Source organism: Anaplasma capra (assembly GCF_025628805.1).
Lineage (GTDB): Bacteria > Pseudomonadota > Alphaproteobacteria > Rickettsiales > Anaplasmataceae > Anaplasma > Anaplasma capra.
The window spans coordinates 12,088-28,735 of record NZ_JAOTBG010000013.1; the positions used below are offsets into that span (position 1 = coordinate 12,088).

The window sequence follows — 16,648 nt, forward strand, 5'->3', positions numbered from 1 at the left end:
TGCAACACGGACGACCCCGGTGGAGGCAAGCGGGGTCGAACCGCTGACCTTCTGTGTGCAAAACAGATGCTCTACCAACTGAGCTATGCCCCCAAAACCAGCGCGAGGCTAACACAAGAGCACTTCCAGTTCAAGAGAATTCTCCGATAACTCACTTCTGGCTATACAACTTCCTGCACGCGCTCTACTATTCCGCTAAAGTCATTTACATCACTGAAATTCATGTACACGGAAGCAAACCTGATGTACGAAATTTTATCAAGCGCGAACAGGGTCTCCATCACCATTTCACCTATCATCCTACTGGAAACAACGCTGCCCCTCACTGCTTCTAGCTTATAGAACATATTGCTGACCACCGTGTTGATCTGGTCGCGAGTAACAGGACGTTTCTTCGTTGCCAAAGCGATGGACGTCAGCAGCTTTTGCCTATCAAAGGCCTCCACCCTACCATCCTTTTTCAACACCTTGACAGGTTTTAGTAGAAGTTCCTCTACAGTGGCGAATCTAGACCCGCAAGTGTCGCAAGACCGGCGCCGGCGCACAGACATTCTGCAGTCTGAGGGCCTGGAGTTCTTCACGCTGGTATCGACACCGTTACAAAACGGACACCTCATAAAGACTCAATTTCTCCTTAAAACTCTTTGCTAACTGCCAAAACTCCAAGTTAGCGATTGTCTTTCATACCATAGACCTTATAATTAGGCAACGTGGAGGGGAGCGAGTTTTGTGGCTAAAGGTGCGTTGTGCTCTTTGGGACTGGAGTTTTTGACCAAGCTACGCAGGCGGTGTGTGCATGTTGACGAGTTTGGAAATCGCTATTATTCGGCTGTTGTAAGAGGAAGCGAGCGCAGATGGGTTGTCTATGGGGGAAGGGCAGATCCCTCTACCGTGACGGCGCGCTGCCATTTGTGGTTACATTATACGAGTGATGACCTTCCGCCTGCAAAGGGCAGTGGAAAGCACGTTCCTAATTTAACGGGGACTGCGCACGCCTACCACCCACATTGTGGGCCACACAGGCAGGATTCTGGGGATGCGCGCTCGTAGCTTGAGATGGCGCTCAGGGTTGTGCTGTGCTTCCTCATGTTTTCGTTGTGCGGCGCGCCTCGTGACAGCGGTTGTTTGTTGGTGTACAAGTTTTCTGAATTTGAGTGGTCTTGTGGTGAGTGTTACATGTCGCAGTACAGTATTACAGAGGTTTTAGTTGGGGTTCTTGTTTCGGCTGCGGTAGTGGCGATGGGTGTATACATGGCCAACAGGCTACCGCGTGAGCTGAGGTTTTATAAGGGCTGTTACACGGTCCATGCGCATTTTGCTGATGTCGACGGGTTAAAAGTGGGAAGCGAGGTGAGAATATCCGGAGTGAACGTTGGATCTGTGACTTCGATGTATCTTGATCAGGACAACATGCCAGTTGTCAAAATGTGCATACAAAAAGGGCTGCGCCTTCCGGTTGATAGCTCAGCAACTGTTACCTATGCGGATTTGTTGGGCAGGAAATATGTGGATATCATGCCGGGGTCTGACGAGGTCATTATCACCGAAGGTGGCCCCTTGCGGCATACGAGCACTGCAGCGACTTTACGCATGATATTGGAGGGAGTGATGAGCTCGGTGTTAGGAAAGTAGGGTGGTAGCCGTTTGTGGGGCATGTGGGCACACTGTGCAGTGGCTTGCCCTGAGGGTTGCATTCCAGTTTTCGTCTGGGGATTGCCCGTAATCTATTTTGGGGTGTTGTTATATAGTTGGAAAGTGCAACCGCTGTTAAGAGCTTCTTAACTGTTGTGTAGCACTGTCGTGCAGAGCGGGGAGATGATTTCAAACTGCTGGCGTTGGTGTCATCGGATGTGTCATGAAGCCTGTAGTGTATGTGGCTGCTGTGTTGTCCACGTTGAGCTGCTTTGTCCCAATTAACTCCCATGGGTCGCATGGCCGCAGGGACTTTTATTTCAGCCTTGGGTATGGGCCGACTATAGGAACCGTAAGTAGATTTAGGTTAGATGTCTCGGGAGAGACCAAGGCCGTGCTTCCCTACATTGGGAGGGTGGGCTCGGCAGAGCTTTCCTCTGCAAACTACGATTGGAGAGGGAAGAAGTCAGAAGAAGGAGCTGTGGCTCTGAGATTTGAGAATAGTAGCCTGTTTGGCCTCAAGGGGGGTGTAGGTTGCGTTGTAAGAGGAATGCGGCTGGACATCGAGTTTGGTCAGGAGCGATACAAGCTTCAGCGGCAAAAGTACGCCCTGCTCAGCGGGGGAGGTACGTCCTTTGCCTTAGTGAAGAAGGCAGCTGCCGGCGCATTATACGACACTGAGCAGCTTGTGGAGTTCTTGCGAGGTGGGGCGCCAAATGGGGCCCTGAAACACGTAAGTACGCGCCTGGAGGACATTCAAAAGCATGATCTTGTGCGGGGGGATAGAGTCCTTGCCGCAAGCGCCAAGAAAAAGCTCGATGCACTACTTGGTGCATTGAAAAAGCAGTCTGAGGACGCCGCCGCAGCCCTTCCTGCCGCTGCTCCCGCCACTGCTCAGCCTGCCGCAACTGTTGCTACCCTTTCTGAAGGTGAAAAAGTGATAATTGGTCGGGCAATTGCGACCGGTGCGGAGGGGATGGAAATTGTTGAGGTGCATTCCGTAAGGGCAACTTCGGCCGTGATGAATGCGTGTTATGACTTTCCGCAAATTGAACTTATAGGCTGGGGTGCATATCCGTACACTTGTGCCGGGATCGGGGTGAACTTTGTGGGATTGACCGACCGGCAATTTCAGCCAAAGTTTACCTATAGGCTCAGGGCTGGTTTGAACTATAGCATCGCACCTGACCTGACCGCGTTCATTGGAGGCACTTTCAGTAAGATCGTGGGTGCCGACACAGACACCCCAGTCCATCGGGCGGCTGATGACTCGAGCCCCATAGGAAGAACCAGGCAGAAGGTCACAGCATCGTTCGGGCTTCAGTACATAGGTGTGGAACTGGGAGCTAGGATAGGGTTCTAGGTTGCTCACAGGGCCGGTTTGGTGTGCTAGGATATTTTACTCTTCGATGCCCGGTTTGTCTCTCTGTCTGGGTTTTTGTCATCGGAGTGCTGGCACCTTTCCGGGGCTGGAATTTGTTGCTTCACCTCCTCACAATGGGGTTTGCTAAAACAGCTGGAGCCCAGGATGCAGGCGAGAGCGCCACTGGCCTGCTTGGAATATTGCCATTCCTCCAATGTTTTCTAGGTTTTGCGTCTTTTTCGTGTCTCTGGCCCAGTGCGAGGTTGTTGTATCTCTCGTGCGCCCCCTGCACTGCCACACGCAGTATCGGGCAAGACCATTTGCACGCAATCCGAAACTTATAACTTAGCTGCGCATTCCTTGAAGCTGCAGGGGCACCTCCTCTCCGCTGGCTTGCGCGTGCCTTCAGGAGCAATCTTCCCGCTGTAGCGTCGCAACAGTACCATTTGCTGGTTTCTAGGAATTACCATACTGCCACTTCCACTACGGAGAAGGAGGTGGCTACATCGTGGACTGGCTACCTATGTCCTAGCGCGTGACCTCTGCTGGTCCTGGCTGTAGCCGCACTGCTTCTAGCCAGGATCTGATGTACGCATGCCTATGGTAAGTCCCCCTTGGATTCTTTTAGTGTGCAGCAACACAGGTTTCGGGGTTCCACCAATGCTGCTAATGCGCCTATATAACTGCCTATGCCTATTTTCGGGTGTCAGGTTTACACTCTTTCTCACCCAACCAGAATCCTTTACATTTGCGGGTGCGCTGTTGCGCTTGTGTTGATAGTAGTACGTATGCGTCCTCTGGAGCAGCAGCACTGTAATTTTTGTGAACATTACTATCCGTGTCTAGGTGCTTCGGCTTACTTGCCGTACCTACCGAGCAAAGAATTTTCTTCTTCAGATACTTACCGCTAAACTTTGCGTTCTTCGGTTTGGGCTGACTCGGAAGAAATTGGTGGCTGTGCAGCTTTGCTTGCGAGGCTATTGTAGTTTGTGGATGAAAGCATGCGGTGCTATCTGCATGTAATATCTGGCTGGTAGGTTCTGCCACATGCAGGTTGTTGTACGGCGGTGTTGCATGCTGTGGGTGTGTGTGCATGCCTCTGTGGCCTGCTAAATACTTAGATACGTGAGTATCCGCTTTGGGGTGGCGTACACCGTGTGTAAATGTCCTAGATTCTGTTGCGGTCAGATTCTCCGTACTTCCTGCATAATGTAAGGCTAATGTCGAAATACCGTGCAGTAGTTCCCGTTTTTTCCTACTGAGTAGCAGTTCTAGCTGGCGCTTCAACGACGAACCGTGAGGGCGCGTATTATCATTATTTGGACGGAAACGCGAGACCACCGTAATGTGTTTTTGTTTTTCCGATATCTGTGGCCGTTCGTGGATTCTATTAAACTGGTCATGGGCACTTGCAGTCGTCAAAGCTGCCGCAATACACTGTTGCCCAATGCTTTGTTTGGGCAGTAATCCACTTGCGGTGGCTCTTGGTAGAGACTTAAGCAACCTACTGCGCACGACGCTTGCCTGTTTGCATACCTTATGGCTTGCGCGTCGCAACACTCCACCCGCCACGGGAGCCGAGAACGAGAGGTGCTGTAGCAGTGCAGGCCTATGTTTCGATGCACAACTCCTTACTGCAGCCACATATTCCGCATGGCAACCTACTTTGTATGAGCTTTGTGCTGCATTCAAGGCTGCAAACAGCCCCCTATGTTCCCTATGGAAGTCTTTATCTAGAAGTGCGGTCCTCTGCAGCTTTTCAAAAAATTTTGAACAATCTCCATATGTGATGCTGTCCTTGTAAGCTGCATCAAGCCTCTTCAAAGTGTCATAATCCGCACACAGTTTTGGTATTATGAACACCGTATAGAAGAACTGCACGAGCTTATGGTGTAACATATACCACGCATATTGCCTGTGCGTAATAACCTTGGCGTATTCCAATTTTCTTTTCTGTTGCCCTAAGTATGATGCAACTGCTCCCCAAATTTGCTGTCTGCACTCTAGCTCTTGTACGCTAAGATTTCGGGTGGGGGTATACACGACTTTTTCTCCATGCAGTATGCGTCTGACCAATGTGACTGAAGAGCAGGAAGACGGTAATGCGTCGCAACTCGCACCATAAAAGCTAAGTAGGAGACAAAACCTTTCGCGCATTTCCAACGCGCAGTAGCTTGATAGATCATCCAATGCTTTTAGGCTATTTGTCATTATGACGCCCATTCCGAGGCCTTCGCTAACACCCATTCTTTGCAAGTATGCAGACAATTCTTGTATACAGATGATGGACTTCTGGCTGGATATGTTATACGCGAGTTCCTTGCCATGCAGTTTGTTTATCTTGGCTGCGCAGCGGTCTGCCAGGTGTTTTAGCGGGGTGGCCCCCATGCCGTATTTCTGTGTGACTTGAACTAGTGATCGATACAGTATTTCTGTTATCCATATACTCCTATAGTGCCCGTGTTGTGAGTTGGTGAGCTTTGCCAGGTCTTTTGGGTGCAGCTTCAGGTTGTGTTGCAGTATGTTCGTGTACGGGTGCTCCTCCATTTTTTCGTTTGTCCCAACAGCACCTGCTAGAAACCCGGACAACATAGATAAAGAGTTCTTATCTACTAAAAGCTTTGCCAAGCCACGCAATTCCGCGGTGAAGAATAGGGGGGTATTATCATTTGTGATAGCTGGTACAGAGTAGCTTGCTTGTTTAGGAGATAACATACGTACACAGTGGCTAATGTTATGCTAATATTAACATAACATTACAGGCTCCACAAGGTAGCTTGCCCGCCCAGGTGCTGCATGTACAGCCGCCCCATAAATGGGGAGGGTTGCGCTCGATACATATGGCTGGTACTGCAAGGAGATTGATGTATATACTACAGACATTGTGCTCTTGGCGTACGGGTGTTTATATGGGGGGTGTTATAGATATCCAAATTAACGGGGAGAAGAGAAGTATACCGGAAGGTAGTATGCTACAGCACATCGTGGAAGAGATTCGCACACCCTTTGCTGTGGCGGTCAACAAAGTGCTTGTGACCAAGGCACAGTATGGTGAGTACGAACTCAGAAGCGGAGACGTTGTTGACGTAGTGTACCCAATGCAAGGCGGCTAATGGTGCGCGTTCTTGCGTGGTGCGGATGCCGGTCTTGTCTTTGCAGTTGAGGGCAATGTGTGGAGCATATGTGGTGTTGAGCTAAAAAGCAGATTGTTCCTCGGATCGGCGCTGTATCCGTCTCCAGAGGTTCTAAAACAGGCTGTAGCGAGCTCCGGTGCAGAGGTGGTCACTGTGTCCTTGTCCAGACAGATGCCGTCCACCAGAGCGGGGGGTGATTTCTGGCGCATTATTCAGGATAGTGGGTGCAGAGTTCTGCCAAATACTGCCGGTTGTTGCACAGTGAGCGATGCCGTGAGGATGGCACAGATGGCGAGGGAAATCTTCTCCACTTCCTGGATAAAGCTTGAAATCATTGGGGATGACTACACCCTGCACCCGGATCTTGTATTGCTGTGTGAGGCTGCAAAGGAGCTTGCAAGCCAAGGTTTCAAGGTTTTTCCGTACTGTACCGATGATCTTGTTGTGTGCCAGAGGCTGATAGACTGTGGATGTAGTATGTTGATGCCCGGGGCATCACCCATAGGTTCCGGTATGGGAGTGTTGAACGTACATAACCTCAGGCTGTTGAGAAACAGGTTTAAGGATGTAGCTATCATTGTAGATGCTGGTATAGGCAGGCCTTCTGATGCTGCTATGGTTATGGAGCTTGGCATCGATGCAGTGCTGATAAACAGTGCCATAGCGCGATCACTTGACCCTCCTAACATGGCGCGTGCCTTTAAGTATGCTGTGGAATCCGGGCGCATCGGACATGAGTCAGGAATTATAGGCAAGAGAGAATTCGCAATAGCCAGCACTCCACTGGTGGACACGCCCTTTTGGCGCGGAGATCACGGTAACTAGCTGTCTGACGCCTTACCTTCCTGTTCCATAAACCGCAACCGAGCGTGCAGAGTGTTGTGTGCCAGCACAGTGGCGGAAATAGCGTGTTTGGTGTGCCGCAGCTTCATGCGCAACCAATCCGGATAAGAAAGACCGGCGTATAGCTTTATGACGAGCTCTAGCAACGCGTAACAGGGCAGGTCAATGAAATGCTCGTGATATGCAGTGTAGGACACGCAAGATGCTACCAGTAGGATGAACGTGAGGGCCCATAGCCTTTTGAAGGCAGTGAAAAAAAACACGAAAACGAACGCCAGGATAGAAAAGCCGTCACGCACGAACCTGACACGCCCAGACTCTTTGTGCTTGTATACACAGAAAAAACGCACGCCCACTATCAAAACGACCAGGGTCACCATTCTAAGATGAAAACTCTTCCCGGTAAACAAAAATTCAGGTTGCTTATGCGTTATTCCCTTGGTAAAGGAGTCCTATGCCTTTGTCCGTGGGATGAGGGAGCTAGCATGAGAATGCGTGGCCTACACGCTGTTGCCATGCGTGCTTCGAAAGAGAGGTTTTGTTTGTATGATTACCCGTTTTGCTCCCAGCCCTACTGGGTACATGCACATAGGGAATGCTAGGACGGCATTGATATGCTGGTTATACGCCAGGAATCAGTCAGGCAAGCTTTTGCTCAGGATTGACGATACAGACGTCGAGAGATCTGAGGATAAGTACACTAAGGGGATAAAAAACGACCTTGAGTGGCTAGCCATAGATTGGGATTTTTGTTTCAACCAACGCTCCAGGATTGATAGGTACAACGAGGTTTTTGGCTCCTTAGTGGACAAGGGGGCGGTGTATCCATGTTACGAAACCCAGGAGGAGCTGGAGCTCAAGAGGAAGATGATGCTGAAAATGGGGTTGCCGCCAATCTATGACAGAAGTGCACTAAACGTGACTGAGCAGGATCGCAGAACTTACGATGGCAGGCGGCCGTACTTCAGGCTCAAGCTAGATAGAGATAAGGTAATCTCCTGGGAAGATGAGATACGAGGCAAGGTAGAATTTCAGGCCAAGAATATTAGCGATCCGATCATCAGAAGGACTGACGGCAGCTACACATATATGTTTCCTTCTGTGGTTGACGATATTGACTTCAAAGTAACACACATTGTTCGTGGAGAAGACCACGTAAGCAATACGGCAGTGCAAATCTGCATCATGCATTTTCTTGAGGCTGAGATTCCCGTGTTTGCCCATTTGCCTCTGCTTCGTGTTGGGGATTCTAAAATTTCTAAACGAGCGGGTGGGACCGAAATATGTAAGATTCGAGAAATGAACGTCGAGCCCATGGCGATAAACAGCTACCTTGCCAGAATAGGCACATCTATTCCGATGGAGCCACACACGAATACACAAACCCTGGTCGATTCGTTCGATATCAAATCGTTCAACCGTGCACCCATAAAATTTGCGTTAGAAGACATACTAAAGTTAAATGTGCGGCTACTGCAGCAGCTGTCATTTGAAGAGGTGAAGGACAAGCTAGATGCATATGGGGCAAAATGTTCTGAAAGCTTTTGGTACGCGGTGCGTGACAACATAAGCGTTATGTCCGATGTAAGAGAGTGGATGAACATCTGCAGTCCCGGAGTGGTGACGCCCGCAGTGAACGATTCGGAAAAGTGGCTACTGCAGTTGGCTAGTGACCTGCTGCCTGAGGGGGAACCGGATGGTGGCACTTGGAAGATATGGCTGCAAAGAATCAAAGAACAGGCGAATTCCAGCACGCACGACATCCTGCCGCCACTTAGACGTGCGCTTACTGGGATGTCACGAGGCCCGGAATTTGCAAAGTTACTGCCGTTGATTGGTAGGACAGAAATACTGCGAAGGCTGCGCGGCACGTGATTGTCAGGGGTGTAACAAAAACCCCTATATGTGGGCATGTACTTAGGGCGGTGCACCGCTGGGTTGAGCCTCCGTTTTTCGGTTATATGGTGCTTGACTCTCGCAAGTTAGATATGATAGTTGATTGTGCTGTGGCGGACGTAGCTCAATTGGTAGAGCATCAGTTTGTGGCACTGAAGGTCGCCAGTTCAATCCTGGTCGTTCGCCCGGTTATTCGTTCTCCTCCGGCCCGCTGTGGGCGCGCGTAATGGCGTCATACTGCCTTACTAGTATGCGTGGGGCATGTTGGTGGCACCACAAGGCATCCACCGAACCTAGACGCAAGGGTTTTCAGGAACAGCTACTGCACCACTCATTCGGCGACTTGGCTTACGTTTACTGCAGAAGTGGGTTGGCGGCAGAAGTTTTTGCTCCCTTCACATTCCGAAAACAACAGTGACGCATCTATCCCTGCTTCTGAGTTAGTTATGGCCATCTTGACGCCCACCGGGGGTGGTTGCCCACAACGTGCTTTGCTGCTCTAGTAGGCGCGTATCCCCGGGTTGCTGCGCAGTGTTGTGTGGCCAAATAGAGCTTTGACTTGTAATGGTTTTATTATTAAAATTTTGCTCTATCGTTTGTTGTAGTTCGTGGGTATGTTGCGCTATTTAGCATGCTTTAGTTTCTTGTGGTTTGGTCTTGCTTTTGTGTCGTGTGACGCGAGCCCCACCTCTTCTGTCCGCATCAAAGCTGTGGTTGATGGTAAAGCCATAACCAGCCTAGATGTTTCTAAGCGCGTTAGGGCAAATATGTTTTTTTACAAAACCGTTCACGCTGGGGGCGGTCAAAGCGAGGTTCTGCAGTCTCTAGTTGATGAGTCTATGTTAGAGCTTGAAGCCAAAGAGCTGGGTATATCCGTGGAAAGTCACGAGTTTGATGCTGAGGCGGGCAGGATGTTTGCGGTCTTGGGTGTGTGTGATGGGCTAAATGTTGTGGAGTGCACAACGAGAAACGGGTTAGATTACCAATCCGTGGAAGGGCATGTGAAGTCCAGGGTTATATGGAACAAGATGTTGGCGTCTATGGTGGCGCCTTTCCTCGCGGTTTCTGATGGCGATGTAGAGAACTATGTTGCCGAGGCAAGGTCCTCATGCTTAGAGACCGTGCTGGATATGGAGCAAGTTTTCGTCCCGTTCAGGGCCGGGAACGTCTTGGACTCCGTTCTTAGCGAGCTGAACAAGGGTGTCGCCCTCGACAAAATAGCTACTCGCTACAGGGAGCATGCAGTGTATGTGGATCATGCCGTCGGGGTGACCGCCAGTGCCTTTCTTCCTGATGTAAGAGTATCACTTATGAAAGCCAAGATCGGCCAGGTGATAGGGCCTATCAGGGTGGATCGCGGCTACTTAGTCTTCAAGTTGTTAAGCAAAGTCAGGGTAGGTAAGGGGTTCTTGAATAGCTCTGCGAATATCAAGCGCGCTTCTATTGCTGCTGGCGATCAGGAGAATATCATGAAAGTCATGAAAGCGCGTGATGCTAACTGTGGTAACTTCGACGGCATTGCCAAGGATATGGGGTTGGACGTGACCAGCCTTGATGTGCGTGTTGGAGACCTTGCGTCCAAACTTCAGTCCATGTTGAGCAGTGCCAGACTTGAAGAAATTCTAAGCTCTGCTGCCGGGGAAAACGGCGAAAAAGTAGATTTAATCATGCTGTGCGGTGTTTCACAGGGTGGGGAGCTCACGGCTGAGGAAGTCCACAAAATTAGGCAAATGGTCTACACCGAGAAGTTGGTTTCCGCCAGTGATAGGTTGATGGAGCGTATGAGAGGCAGGCATTTTACTGAAAGGTTTTGAGTGAGTTTATTGACAGGCTGCGGGTGTGATAAGAGTTACGGCGGGTGTGTACCGCGGCAGGAGGGTGTTTACTGGCAATGCCCTTAAGGCGAGGCCGGTCATCTCCGTACTACGGGAGTCAGTATTCAATATTCTGCGTTCGCGCATGCTTATGGAGGGAATAAGCGTATGCGATCTGTTCTGCGGTAGCGGGGCTTTTGCCTTTGAAGCCCTCTCTAGGGGCGCGGAGCACGCTTGCCTTGTTGATATACACCTGCCTAACTTACAATTAGTCAGAAGAACAGCGGCCAGTCTAGGTGTTGAGCACAAACTAAACATCTTGTGTTGCGACATACACAAGCTTCCATGCGCTGATCGGAGGTACGATCTTGCTTTCGTTGATCCTCCATACGGCGAAACATCACTGGTAGGTGTGTCTCTGGGTGCGATGCTCGATATGCGATGGTGTCAAGCTGGTAGTGTAGTGGTGTTGTGCATAAAGCGCGGGGCCGCAGTTTCAATACCCGAGCGCTACGAAATACTTAGCCGGAGGTCCTATTGCGGCTCGGAGGCGTTATTTATGTGCGTACTTCCTGAGTAGCTACTAAAGTGTGTAGGCGGGGAAGCCCGCGCTTGTACCCCCTATAGATTTATGGGGTGCGCAACACAGCAGACCTACCAACCCTGCGCATTGGTGCTTGAGGAATCTGAGAGAGAGCGTGGTGCCTCAGTACCAAATGCTGCGCTTTGGCCATGGTGGCCCCGTTCTTACTACAGGTGGTGCCACTGGTACCGTTAGTGCCTTTCCACATACCTTACCACTGACTGGATTGTTGGCATCGGTACCATCACTTCCAGCGACACTCTCAATGCTAGTGCCCCACTTTTTGGCTAAGCTCTAGCCTGGGACGGGATGGATGGCGAGTGAGCTACTTCTGTGACAGATGTGTTCTGTGCAACACGCTGATTATCGGGCAAGTGCCCGCAGGGCGCATGCTCTGCGTTGTTCAGCAAACGGATTTCGTGGCAGTTACCTGAAAAAATAAGCCAGCATCCCAAGGTGAATATTGATGCTGCAACACAAACTTCGGCAAGAATTACAATGATACGCCTCGTTTTTTCCTGTAGAAAGTATTCATGTGATAGAGGTATCAACAATAGCAACACAAATAGATTGATGAAGAGGAATGCGCATAGTGCGTTGAAAGACTTTGATTTTACTACGGTGTATGGCTGCACCACTTCACTATCGGGCTGCCCAGCATGCACAAGCTGATGACCTTCAGGCGCTGTTGTCGCTGCTGCCTGCATATTCTGCTTGCGAGACAATAGCTTTGGTTGGTCTGTACCTGTGCTGCATGAACCAATGGTGGACTGACTATGAAACCCGCGTATCACCACAGAGCCACGAAGATAGGAGCGTAAATAGGCCCTACTGCCAGCACCTTCTAGCATTTCTGTCATTTCGTGGTCGTATACGTGTTCGAGATTATGTGCAAGCAGCAGCTCCTTAACCGCAGAGACTATGACATCTTTAAAATTTTGTACATATGACCGCATGTCCTGATGCGGTGTTGTCTTGCCGAAGAGGATTCCAGCCCCTTGGGGTACATGTTGCGAAAACAGAATTTCTAATAGTCCATCAGCATCATTAAGATATGCATCCCTTCGCTCCGATACACTGCTCATATGCGGCAGTCGTGCCCTAGCAGCTTTTACGTGATTTATAAACATGTCAACTTCGTATGCCAGATCTTGTTTCGCTTCAAAATCTGATCTGGCGCTGAAAAGCTCGGACACTGCCTTTTTACCCTTAGCCCACTGTGTCTGCAACTCCCGAACCACTGCACCGGATGTTTCTGCAACCGAACCCTCCGCAAATTTATAGGACTCGGTGTCTGTATCGCTGCCATGCTGCAGCCGTTCTGCTAACTTGATGGGTGCGTGAATCAAAACCTCGATATCACGAAAGGTCTGCATAGATTCCACAAGTTTTTCTGCAATTTCCGCAGCATTCTCATATTTTGTTTGCAACACAGAGGTTACAAATCTAACTAGTGGCTCCCTGTACGCTCTGCCAGAAACTGACCGGAAGAAATCTTGTGCAGCCACATCACCCGAAGTTTCACTAACGGCAGAAAACACTCTAAGTAGCTGCGCTTTTTCTGCTCCCTGCACACACACCTCTTATGGTTGTCCTACAACCATTAGGAAGCCTACACAGGCCACTACAAGCCAAGAACCCCCTGGCCCGCAGCACATTACACACACTAACGGTATATAAAACCGAACGCTTTTGGTACTACCCGGGTGTATGTATATGAATTTCTGTGGTCGAGGTCCAGCAAATAATGTGCTACGGACAGGAATCGCCCAATTAGTGGGGAGGAGAAGTTCCCGTAGTTGTTAATGCTTTTAGCGAGTGTCTGGTTGCGGGGGTGCGCCCCTGAGGTAGTAAGTTTTCACTGATTCCCCCTTGTCTTTATGGTCACATGGTTTGTGCCCGGATGGCTGATTTACGTACAAACACATCAAAATCCTTGCTGGAAACTTTTGTGTACTTACTGAGGCTTTCAGAAGTCCGCGAGGATTGACACTCTAAAGCATCAGAGAAGGTTTGTTGTTTGACAAAGCTGTGCCAGACCCCAATTGCCTCTGTTACTTCACTCTTATCCGTGTGGATTACGACCTCCGCGTGGTCCAGCATCTCTAACCCGCAGTCTTTGCGGGCTTGCTGTATGAGCCGCACAATGTCACGTGCAATGCCCTCAAGTAGCAGCTCTTTGGTAAGCTCATGGTCTACAGACAGCACGCCCACCGGAGCACCTACAGAGACCACCTGGCATGAATAATCGTCGTTTACCTTTAGGTTTAAGGAGAACTCATCTCGTTTTATTGTGCATTGTTCACAGTTTGGAGCACCCAGCAGCAGGCTACCATCGCTTTGTATTTCCCATACGCCGTCTTTCATCAGTGCAATGATCTGTTTTACTTTTTCTGGTACTCTTTGGCCAAGTAGGGGAAAGTTTAGTTTTAGCTCAAAGGATGCAACGTCTTCTATATTGCTTTTTATCTGCATGTCCTTGATATTCACTTCATTGAGAATGATATCCTTGTATTCTCTGGGCAGGTCCAGCAAGTCTTTGCAGTTGTACGGGTATATGGTCATGCTGCGTAGGGGCTGCCTTACACGTATGTTGTGTGCGCTTCTCAGAGAAAGTGCATAGCTGCAGATGTCCATGACCAGCCGCATATATTCCGCGTTTTTTCTGTATTGCTCTGAAATACTCAGAATGCTTCTCTGCGGGAAATCTGCTAAATGGACTGATTTTTCGCGTTGGAAACTAAGCCCCAACCATATGGATTCAGCGATGAGCGGAAGAAATGGCGCGATAACTCTAACCAGGTAGTACAATGCAGTATAAAGCGTATTGTAGGCCTCGAACTTGTCACTAGTCTTATCTCGTGACCAGAACCTTTCCCTACATCTACGTATGTACCAGTTGTTCAGCTTGTCAGAAAACCGTGCTATGGCTGCACATGCGCGCTTCATGTTATATGGGTCTTTCTCCCCATCTGGGCCAGCCTCCATGGCATCTAACACCTCTACTACCATGCATGCGCACTCATACAGTATGTACTGATCCATGATGTTCGTAATTCCCTCTAGATCGTCTAGGATCTGCCCCCTGATCCGATCTGAGTTCGCGTACACAGTGAAAAAGCTATAGCTATTCCATATGGGCTTTACTACGCCCTTTAGCGTGTCTCGGATTACGTCACCATCCTGGTCGAGTAGCAAATCTCCACCTACCGAAACTGCATGCGATAGCATGGTAAACCGCATTGAGTCCGCGCCATACTTTTCAAACATCTCCATGGGGTCTGGGTAGTTGTTGAGTCGTTTCGACAACTTTTGGCCTTTGAGATCTAGAACCACTCCGTGGCATATGCAGTTTTTGAAGGGGCGCGCATCGAAGATTCCTGTAGACAGGACAAAGAGGGTATAAAACCAGCCCCGGGTTTGTGCGATGTACTCAGTGATGAAATCCGCGGTGATATTGGCGTCAAGGCGCTCTTTGTTCTCAAACGGATAGTGCATCTGCGCATATGGCATGGAACCAGATTCAAACCAGCAGTCAAGAACGTCTGGCACCCTCCGCATCATGGACTTCCCTGTTGGGTCGTCGGGATTGGGGCGAGTTAGGCTATCTATGTATGGGCGATGTAGATCATCCACGGGGCCAAAATCTTCTTCCAAGGCCTTTACGTCTGGGAACACCTTTTTGATTGAACCGTAGACATCTGTTCTGGGATACTTAGGGTCATCGGACTGCCATACGGGCACAGGAGCTCCCCAGAATCTGTGCCTAGATATTGACCAGTCCTTCACCCCTTCTAGCCACTTACCGAACTGGCCGCTCTGTATGTGTTCTGGCACCCAATTAACTTCCTTATTAAGTTCAATCATACGCGCCTTGAGCTTGGTAACCTCCACATACCATGACGACATTGCTCTGTATATCAGAGGGGTGTCCGTACGCCAACAATGTGGGTAGCTGTGCGTATATTGATTGGTCTCGAACCACAGGCCCTTTTCCTTTAGTGCTTTAATGATAGCGTCATTTGCCTCAAACACATGCTGTCCGGCGAATTCACCCACAGATGAAGTGAAGTTCCCGGCATCGTCTATTGGGCATATTGAGGAAAGCATGCTGAAAGGCTGCTCGCCAAAGTCAGGAACTCCATGTTTTTGGCACAGCAGAAAGTCATCCTCTCCAAAACCTGGGGCTATGTGCACTATTCCAGTGCCTGATCCTTCAGCAACAAATTCTGCGTCTAGTACCAGAAATGCGTTTTTGGCACCTTCAAAGTATGGGAACGGCGGACGATATTTTATTGCCAGAAGTTCTGTGGCAGGTATCTGCACAGCATGCGAGAAATGAAGATTGTGCCTTTCGCAGTATTGCCTAAAACTGTTGAGATACCCCGCGGAGAATATCAGCATTTCCTTGCCGACCACCGCTCCAACGTAAGCCATGTTAGTATTTATGGCCAGGGCGAAATTTGATACCAAGGTCCAGGGAGTTGTAGTCCACGCAAGAATGCTACAGGACTCGACGTTTTGTGGGACAAAACCCACCCGATCTGCGAGCTTGAACCTTACGGTAACTGACTTGCTGACTTTCTCTCTGTAGGCATTATCCATTTTTGTTTCAAAATTTGACAGAGGCGTTTGGCACGCCCAACTATACGGAACCACTTTTACTGATTCATACACCAGCCCCTTACGCCAAAGCTCATGAAATGCCCACATGACGGACTCCATGAAATTCTTATCCATGGTCCTGTAGCAATTCTCAAAATCCACCCACCTTGCCTGCCTCTCTACGTACTCCTTCCACTGTTTGGTGAATCTCATGATGGAGCTGCGACAATGGTCATTGAATTTATCAATGCCGAAATTCTCTATGTTAGCTTTACCCGAGACGCCCAGCTCTTTCTCCGCAAGCATTTCTGCTGGTAGCCCATGGCAATCCCACCCGAATCTCCTCTCCACTCTGAATCCGCGCATGGTCTTATATCTCGCGATGGCATCCTTGATAAATCCAGTCAACAGATGTCCGTAGTGGGGTAAGCCATTTGCAAAAGGAGGGCCATCATAAAACACGAAACTCTTGCTTTCGCTGCGGCTATTGACGGATTCCTCGAAGATCTTTTCGCTATTCCAATATTGGAGTACCTCTTTTTCGATCGCGGGAAACTCGGGATTTCCTTTCACTTCTGGATAGTAGCTCACGTTGCTCCAACCGTTGGGTAATGAGGACAATATACATATTCTCTCGTATATTGGAAAGCTTATAGGGTGGGGTTCTGGCCACAGCGGTCCAGGGCCGGTCTGCGCTGATTACCCTAAATTTTGAGTTTTATTGCGGCTCGGAGGCGTTATTCACGTGCGTACTTCCTGAGTAGCTAAAGTGTGTGGC

14 protein-coding genes and 2 tRNA genes are annotated in these 16,648 nt (G+C 49.5%); 9 read left to right on the forward strand and 7 right to left on the reverse strand.

The genetic code is table 11. The features are described from left to right. Window positions 1-20 precede the first annotated feature (20 nt). Both OC187_RS03855 and nrdR read right to left on the reverse strand, forming a co-directional pair. Window positions 21-93: transfer RNA gene (locus OC187_RS03855), tRNA-Ala, on the reverse strand. Window positions 94-161: 68 nt separating this feature from the next. Continuing rightward, window positions 162-617: a transcriptional regulator NrdR gene (gene nrdR / locus OC187_RS03860; protein WP_262997640.1), complete on the reverse strand. Its 456-nt coding sequence runs from the start codon at window positions 615-617 to the stop codon at window positions 162-164. 112 nt (window positions 618-729) lie between these two features. Here nrdR and OC187_RS03865 point away from each other — a divergent pair, with 112 nt between their 5' ends. From OC187_RS03865 to OC187_RS03875, 3 genes are all read left to right on the forward strand, one after another. Next, window positions 730-1,050 carry an NADH-ubiquinone oxidoreductase subunit NDUFA12 family protein gene (locus tag OC187_RS03865; protein WP_262997641.1) on the forward strand — a complete coding sequence of 107 codons (321 nt, stop codon included), beginning with the start codon at window positions 730-732 and terminating at the stop codon, window positions 1,048-1,050. Between the two features lie 6 nt (window positions 1,051-1,056). Further along, complete coding sequence (mlaD, locus tag OC187_RS03870; RefSeq protein ID WP_262997642.1) at window positions 1,057-1,632, forward strand: outer membrane lipid asymmetry maintenance protein MlaD; 576 nt, start codon at window positions 1,057-1,059, stop codon at window positions 1,630-1,632. Window positions 1,633-1,855: 223 nt separating this feature from the next. Further along, entirely contained in the window at window positions 1,856-2,995 is a 1,140-nt protein-coding gene (locus tag OC187_RS03875; protein ID WP_262997643.1) for a P44/Msp2 family outer membrane protein, read from the forward strand. 693 nt (window positions 2,996-3,688) lie between these two features. Here OC187_RS03875 and OC187_RS03880 read toward each other — a convergent pair. Beyond that, window positions 3,689-5,710, reverse strand: a complete 2,022-nt coding sequence (locus tag OC187_RS03880) for a hypothetical protein (RefSeq protein WP_262997644.1) — start codon at window positions 5,708-5,710, stop codon at window positions 3,689-3,691. 194 nt (window positions 5,711-5,904) lie between these two features. Between OC187_RS03880 and thiS the strand changes: the two genes are divergently transcribed. Both thiS and OC187_RS03890 read left to right on the forward strand, forming a co-directional pair. Further along, window positions 5,905-6,108 carry a sulfur carrier protein ThiS gene (gene thiS / locus OC187_RS03885; protein ID WP_262997645.1) on the forward strand — a complete coding sequence of 68 codons (204 nt, stop codon included), beginning with the start codon at window positions 5,905-5,907 and terminating at the stop codon, window positions 6,106-6,108. A gap of 57 nt (window positions 6,109-6,165) precedes the next feature. Continuing rightward, window positions 6,166-6,954 carry a thiazole synthase gene (locus OC187_RS03890; RefSeq protein ID WP_262997653.1) on the forward strand — a complete coding sequence of 263 codons (789 nt, stop codon included), beginning with the start codon at window positions 6,166-6,168 and terminating at the stop codon, window positions 6,952-6,954. Here the strand turns inward: OC187_RS03890 and OC187_RS03895 are convergent. Next, window positions 6,951-7,352 (reverse strand): Erum7620/ECH_0207 family putative T1SS effector, encoded by a 402-nt coding sequence (locus OC187_RS03895; RefSeq protein WP_262997646.1) that lies wholly within the window; start codon window positions 7,350-7,352, stop codon window positions 6,951-6,953. The two genes, OC187_RS03890 and OC187_RS03895, sit on opposite strands and share 4 nt — an antisense overlap. Before the next feature lie 166 nt (window positions 7,353-7,518). Between OC187_RS03895 and gltX the strand changes: the two genes are divergently transcribed. Beyond that, window positions 7,519-8,847: a glutamate--tRNA ligase gene (gene gltX / locus OC187_RS03900; RefSeq protein ID WP_262997647.1), complete on the forward strand. Its 1,329-nt coding sequence runs from the start codon at window positions 7,519-7,521 to the stop codon at window positions 8,845-8,847. Between the two features lie 134 nt (window positions 8,848-8,981). Continuing rightward, window positions 8,982-9,054, forward strand: a tRNA-His gene (locus OC187_RS03905). 145 nt (window positions 9,055-9,199) lie between these two features. On the opposite strand, the gene OC187_RS03910 is transcribed toward OC187_RS03905, so the two are convergent. Next, complete coding sequence (locus OC187_RS03910) at window positions 9,200-9,322, reverse strand: hypothetical protein (protein WP_262997648.1); 123 nt, start codon at window positions 9,320-9,322, stop codon at window positions 9,200-9,202. 211 nt (window positions 9,323-9,533) lie between these two features. Between OC187_RS03910 and OC187_RS03915 the strand changes: the two genes are divergently transcribed. Together OC187_RS03915 and OC187_RS03920 are read left to right on the forward strand one after the other, a co-directional pair. Then, on the forward strand, window positions 9,534-10,682 hold the full coding sequence (locus OC187_RS03915) for a peptidylprolyl isomerase (protein WP_262997649.1): 1,149 nt from the start codon (window positions 9,534-9,536) through the stop codon (window positions 10,680-10,682). Between the two features lie 25 nt (window positions 10,683-10,707). Further along, window positions 10,708-11,262 (forward strand): RsmD family RNA methyltransferase, encoded by a 555-nt coding sequence (locus OC187_RS03920; RefSeq protein ID WP_262997650.1) that lies wholly within the window; start codon window positions 10,708-10,710, stop codon window positions 11,260-11,262. Window positions 11,263-11,552: 290 nt separating this feature from the next. Here OC187_RS03920 and OC187_RS03925 read toward each other — a convergent pair whose 3' ends face one another. Together OC187_RS03925 and ileS are read right to left on the reverse strand one after the other, a co-directional pair. Continuing rightward, the gene (locus OC187_RS03925; RefSeq protein ID WP_263008613.1) at window positions 11,553-12,839 is read right to left on the reverse strand and encodes a hypothetical protein; all 1,287 of its coding nucleotides are present in this window, start codon (window positions 12,837-12,839) and stop codon (window positions 11,553-11,555) included. 310 nt (window positions 12,840-13,149) lie between these two features. Then, entirely contained in the window at window positions 13,150-16,461 is a 3,312-nt protein-coding gene (ileS, locus tag OC187_RS03930) for an isoleucine--tRNA ligase (protein ID WP_262997652.1), read from the reverse strand. Window positions 16,462-16,648 lie beyond the last annotated feature (187 nt).